The organism is Aerosakkonema funiforme FACHB-1375, assembly GCF_014696265.1.
GTDB classification, from domain to species: Bacteria; Cyanobacteriota; Cyanobacteriia; order Cyanobacteriales; family Aerosakkonemataceae; genus Aerosakkonema; species Aerosakkonema funiforme_A.
In genome coordinates, this window is record NZ_JACJPW010000009.1 from 113,523 (window position 1) to 119,522 (window position 6,000).

Below are 6,000 nucleotides of genomic sequence, written 5' to 3' on the forward strand. Positions count from 1 at the left end.
GGAGTGGGGAGTAGGTAGTGGGTAGTAGGTAGGGGCTAGGGGAATTGCAGATTTTAAATTTCAGATTTCAGATTTATTAAATTTGCCATCTGAAATTTGAAATCTGAAATTAATTCATTCCCCATTCCCCATTCCCCATTTAGACGGCAACAGTGGTTTTTGCTTGGTCTTGAGCGATCGCTTTTTGGTATTCTTCTTCGCCGCCCAGGATGCCGAATTCCACCAACAACTCTTCCAGTTCGTCCATTGAGATCGGAGTTGGAATGGTCAGATTCTTGTTGTCGATGATCTTTTGAGCTAATTGACGGTATTCGTTAGTTTGTTGATGGTCGGGTGCGTACTCCAGTACGGTCATGCGGCGCAGTTCGGCGTGTTGAACAACGTTGTCGCGAGGTACGAAGTGGATCATTTGGGTGTTCAGACGCTTAGCCAAAGTTTCGATCAGTTCGAGTTCGCGGTCAACTTTACGGCTGTTGCAAATCAAACCACCTAAGCGCACGCCACCGGAGTGTGCATACTTCAGAATGCCTCGTGCAATGTTGTTAGCAGCATACATTGCCATCATTTCACCGGAAGTAACGATGTAGATTTCTTGAGCTTTTCCTTCCCGGATCGGCATTGCGAAACCACCGCAAACAACGTCGCCCAATACGTCGTAGGAAACGAAATCTAGGTCTTCGTAAGCACCGTTTTCTTCTAAGAAGTTGATGGCGGTGATGATACCACGTCCGGCGCAACCTACACCGGGTTCTGGACCACCAGACTCAACGCAACGTACATCGCGATAGCCAGTCAACAATACTTCTTCGAGTTCCAGATCTTCTACTGCGCCGCGTTCTGCTGCTAAGTGCAGAATGGTGGTTTGGGCTTTGCTGTGCAACATCAAGCGGGTAGAGTCAGCTTTTGGGTCGCATCCTACGATCATGATCCGTTGGCCCATTTCTGCCATTGCTGCGATCGTATTTTGAGAGGTGGTAGATTTACCGATACCGCCTTTGCCGTAGAACGCAATCTGTCTAATTTTTTCGTCAGTCATGATGATTCTCTCTGCTTAGTGGGTGTGTGTGTCTTGTTGGTGTTTGGGTAATTAACGCCATCCTCACGGAAGAAAGTGCGGGATGCGCGTTTTGGGAGAAGGAGCATCGCAGGAGGCGATCGTCCTTTCGATTCGTAAATAATCATTTTGGTTAATTGTCAGTGGTCAGTGGTCAGTGGTCAGTTGTTATTGGTTATCGGCTATTTCCTATTCCCAATTCCCTAAATTGCTTCTACAACTAAGGTGGGTGAAACGCGCTCTTGTAATTTGGCTTCGATCGCGTATTTCAGCGTTGCTAAACTGCCAGAACAAGTACCGCAAGCTCCCTTTAATTGCACTTTCACTTTGTCGCCATCGACATCGTAGAGTTCGACATCTCCCCCATCGAGAGCTAGGAAGGGTTTGATTTCGGAATCGATAACTTGTTGAATTAGTGTGATTTTTTGCAGGTTTGTCAGCGGACGAGCAACTTGCACTTGCGTTTCTGTTTTGGTTGCTACTGCTACTGAAGTTGCTGTTACCGCGCTATTTTCTTCAGTTTTAGCAGCACTTTGGGCTTTCATTTCTTGCCAAGCATCGGCAATTATGTCGTCAATATCTACCAGACAAGTACCGCAACCGCCGCCTGCTTTTATATAATTAGTTACTTGTTCGGCTGTGTCAAGTTTGTTTTCGATTACTACTCGCTTGATCCGTGCTTGGCTAATACCGTAACACCGACATACTAGCGCACTTTCGTCTTCTTCGTGAACAACAATTGGAATTCCTTTGTAAGAAGATATCGCTGCTTCCAGTGCTTCTTGTCCCATCACGGAACAGTGCATTTTCTCTTCCGGCAAACCGCCTAGATATTCTGCAATCTGACGATTTGTAATCTTCATTGCTTCTTCAACTGTCATGCCAATAATCATTTCAGTTAAAGCGGAGGAAGAAGCGATCGCGCTGGCACAACCGAAAGTTTGAAAGCGAGCATCTAAAATTATATTCGTGCTTTCATCAATTTTTAAGTGCAATCTTAGCGCATCTCCGCAAGCAATACTGCCAATTTCTCCGGTAACGATTTTTAATCCTGGTTCGTCAGTTGCTTCTATTACTCCCTGATGTTTGGGATTGTAGAAGAGATCCATTACTTTTTCTGTATAGTCCCACATGGCGATTCTCGATTCTCGATTTTGGATTTTGGATTTTGGATTGACTTAATTTCAGATTTCAAATTTTAGATTGCAAATTTTAAATTTGAAATCTGAAATTTGCAATTATCTTAATTCTTAGCTAGAGCAACGGCTTTTTCTTGTTCTTGCAGCCAAGATTCTTCGTCACTTTGGAACGGTGATAATGCTCGTAAACGTTCTACTATTTGCGGCATTATGGTTAGCACTCGGTCGATTTCTTCGTCAGTGGTATAACGAGAAAGCGAGAAACGAATCGAACCGTGCAACACTGAATAAGGTAAACCCAATGCTCTGAGTACGTGGGAAGGTTCTAGAGAACCAGAAGTACAAGCAGAACCAGAAGAAGCACAGATCCCGTATTGGTCGAGGGAAAGAAGAATTGCTTCGCCTTCGATATATTTGAAACCGATATTGGTGGTGTTAGGAAGTCTTTGGGTAAGGTGGCCGTTTACTTGGCTGTTGGGGATAGTAGAAAGCAGACCTTTTTCTAAGCGATCGCGCAACTGCTTTTCTTTTTTCACCTCTGGCAAATGGGTTAAAGCTAACTCACTTGCTTTACCCAGTGCCACAATTCCGGGTACATTTTCCGTACCAGCACGCCGTCCTCTTTCCTGATGTCCTCCTACTAATAGGGGACGGAATCGCACGCCTTTTCTCACGTACAATGCGCCAAGTCCTTTAGGTGCGTGCAGTTTGTGACCGGAAATGGTGAGTAAATCCACCGTACTATTTTTCATGTTCAGTGGAATTTTACCCGCCGCTTGAACGGCATCTACATGAAATATAGCACCTTTTTCTTTTACGATGTGACCGATTTGTTCGATGGGAAAAATAACGCCTGTTTCATTATTAGCATACATGATCGACACTAAAGCAGTGCCACCTGTCAGCGAAGCTTCTAATTCATCCAGGTCTAATTGTCCTTGGTTATTTACGGAAAGATAGGTAACTTTATAGCCTTGACTTTCCAGCAGTTTGCACTGGCTGAGAATAGCGGCGTGTTCGACTTCTGTAGTAACGATATGGTTTTTGTTAGGCTGGACTGCTAGGGCCGATCGAATCGCCGTATTATTTCCTTCCGTGCCACAACTGGTAAATACTATTTCAGTGGCTTCTGCGCCTAACAAAGCTGCAACTTGTTCCCTTGCTTGTTTAACTTCCTTCCCAACTTGTCCGCCAAAAGTGTGCATTGAAGAAGGGTTGCCATAATATTCAGTTAGGAAAGGAAGCATCGCCTCAAGGACTAGGGGATCTACCTTGGTAGTGGCATTGTTATCTAAATAAATGACTGACATTGCTAACTGGGGAATTGGGATTGGGAAATGGTTAAGAGGTTGGGAGTGGGTAGGAAGAGAGAAGTGAACGATTTCTCTCTTCTCTAGCGCCTAGTGTTTAGCTTTCGCTCGCCAGTACGGAATCAGTACAAACTTGGATGGAAAGCCACTTTTGGTAATATTCGGAAGCTACTTTTTCGATTAAGTCGTAAGCTTCTACCACTTCAATTCCAGCTTTTTTCAACTGTTCTTGGGGACAACTACCGATCTTGGAAACCAAAACTGCTTTGCAACCTTCCAACATCTTTAAAATGTCGTCAAGAGAATGGTCTTCACCATAGCCGCCTTGACAATACTGTTCGACTTTGCGGTGTCCGACAAATTTGGCTTCGTTGGCATCAACTTCGTAAACCATGAATTCTCTGGCATGACCGAAGTGTTGATTGACTAATCCACCGCCTTTGGTAGCGACTGCAACTAAAATTTTGGGAGAATTTGCGACTTTCTTTTGTGCTTTGGCTGCTTTGGCTGCTTTTTGTTCCTCTTGAACTTTATCGATCGCAGCGTGGAGTTCTTGGCGTTTTTCTAAGTTATATTCCGGTGCCATTTCCAAGAATTTTTCTTTGGTAAATTCTTGACTCCGGTCTTCACCCAATAATCCTACCGCATCGGCGCGACACTGGCGACAGTGGCGCATCATCTTCATATTTGACCCGGCACATTTATCTTGCAGCGCTTTCAGTTCCTTCGGTGTTGGGCCGCGCTGACCTGTCAAACCAAAGTGGGTGCCGTGTTCGGGTGCGGAGATCAGGGGCATGATGTTGTGCAGGAATGCACCTTTCTCGCGAATTACTCGATCGACTTCTGCCAGGTGTTCGTCATTAATCCCTGGAATCATCACGGAGTTGACTTTGCACAGGATATCAGCTTCTTTGAGGGCTTGCAACCCTTCCATCTGCCGTTCGTGCAGAATCCTTACCGCTTCAATGCCTTTGTAGCGTTTGCGCCGGTAGTGAACCCAAGGATAAATCTTCGTGCCGACTTCCGGGTCTACCATATTAATAGTGATGGTGACGTGATCGACGTTGAGTTTTTTGATGCGATCGACGTAATCTGGTAGCATTAAGCCGTTGGTTGACAAGCACAGCTTGATATCCGGGGCTTTGTCGGCAATTAACTCGAATGTGCGGAAAGTTTTTTCTGGGTTCGCCAAGGGGTCGCCAGGGCCAGCAATTCCCAACACCGTCATCTGCGGAATCTTACCCGCAATTACCAGCACCTTATGGGCGGCTTCTTCGGGAGTTAGCAGTTCGCTGACGACACCTGGACGGCTTTCGTTGGCACAATCATATTTGCGGTTGCAGTAGTTGCACTGTATGTTGCAAGCAGGTGCAACAGCAACGTGCATTCTAGCGTAGTGGTGATGCGCTTCTTCACTGTAGCAAGGGTGCTTGGCGATGCGCTCTTTGATTTTTTCATCGTGGGAGATTTCAGTAGAAGAGGAACTACAGCCGCAACCACCAGATTTTTTGGGTTGGGAGAGTGCGTCCGGCTGTGCTTTCGCTTCTGTTTTTGCCAGTAGTTCTGTAGTAGGTGACATCGAAATCCGTAGGTCAAGTAAACGAACTGATTTATCGACGTAGAACACTTATGTGCAAAAGTAGCGAAGTTTGGTTTTTCTTCCCTTCTGCTGAAACTTAAGTGCCTGACGTTATGAAATTTATATCAGCCGTCTTCAGGTAGTCAGAACGATTCGACCCGCTTCAGATTTATTGAATATATTAGATTTGTACTCAAAGACTCAAACCCTTCCCCAATCAGTATCGCAGCGAATCAAAAATTTTTTTTGGGATAAGGGTACTGGTATTTTTGGGTTGAGGTACAAGTATTTATGGAGCAGGGGACTATAATTCTGTGTACTCACGTCTAAATCCAGTCTAGGAGTGGCTTTGAGGGCATTTTACATAGCCTTTTTTGAGCTTTTAAGCTGCACTCAAAAACTACTCACTAGGGCTGGAATAGTTTGAATCTGACTACTCTCCCGCTCCTATAAAATTTTTATTGTGTATCTAAAGTATCACTTTATCTAAAAACGGTATTTATGATGACAAAATTTGTTACATTCACCCGGCCAGATGGCTTGTTGGTAAACTTTGGCAAATCAAAATAGTCGTAAAAAGTACTCAAGTAAAAATGGTTCAAAGCCAGACAGAGCCTGGGTAAGGCTGAGTACAGAAAATACTAGAACCCCGATCGATAAATACTCATACCTCTGGCAAAAAATACTAGAACCCCTACCCCCAAAAAATTTTTTTCTTGCCTATTTCAATAGGTTTGAGTAAGTTGAGTACAAACTTAATAAATCTAATAAATCCAATCTTCGCGCCCTTCTGAGTTGGAATAAGAGGCATCTGATATAAGCAGGAGAACAGAAGTTAGAAACTAGGGCGTCGGGCGTCGGGCGTCGGGAAAATATTAATTCTCCCGCTCCCCCACTCCCCCCCCTCCCCCACTCCCC

At 44.8% G+C, this 6,000-nt stretch carries 5 protein-coding genes; all 5 read right to left on the reverse strand.

The window, feature by feature from the left end; genetic code table 11:
* Positions 1-139: 139 nt before the first annotated feature.
* Positions 140-1,036: a nitrogenase iron protein gene (nifH, locus tag H6G03_RS05495; RefSeq protein ID WP_190462869.1), complete on the reverse strand. Its 897-nt coding sequence runs from the start codon at positions 1,034-1,036 to the stop codon at positions 140-142.
* A 221-nt stretch (positions 1,037-1,257) separates the two neighbouring features.
* The gene (nifU, locus tag H6G03_RS05500; RefSeq protein ID WP_190462871.1) at positions 1,258-2,187 is read right to left on the reverse strand and encodes a Fe-S cluster assembly protein NifU; all 930 of its coding nucleotides are present in this window, start codon (positions 2,185-2,187) and stop codon (positions 1,258-1,260) included.
* Between the two features lie 110 nt (positions 2,188-2,297).
* Entirely contained in the window at positions 2,298-3,503 is a 1,206-nt protein-coding gene (gene nifS, locus H6G03_RS05505) for a cysteine desulfurase NifS (RefSeq protein WP_190462873.1), read from the reverse strand.
* 97 nt (positions 3,504-3,600) lie between these two features.
* The gene (nifB, locus tag H6G03_RS05510) at positions 3,601-5,082 is read right to left on the reverse strand and encodes a nitrogenase cofactor biosynthesis protein NifB (RefSeq protein WP_190462875.1); all 1,482 of its coding nucleotides are present in this window, start codon (positions 5,080-5,082) and stop codon (positions 3,601-3,603) included.
* A gap of 720 nt (positions 5,083-5,802) precedes the next feature.
* A partial coding sequence (locus H6G03_RS37505; RefSeq protein ID WP_206756608.1) for a hypothetical protein occupies positions 5,803-6,000 on the reverse strand: 198 nt, incomplete at its 5' end.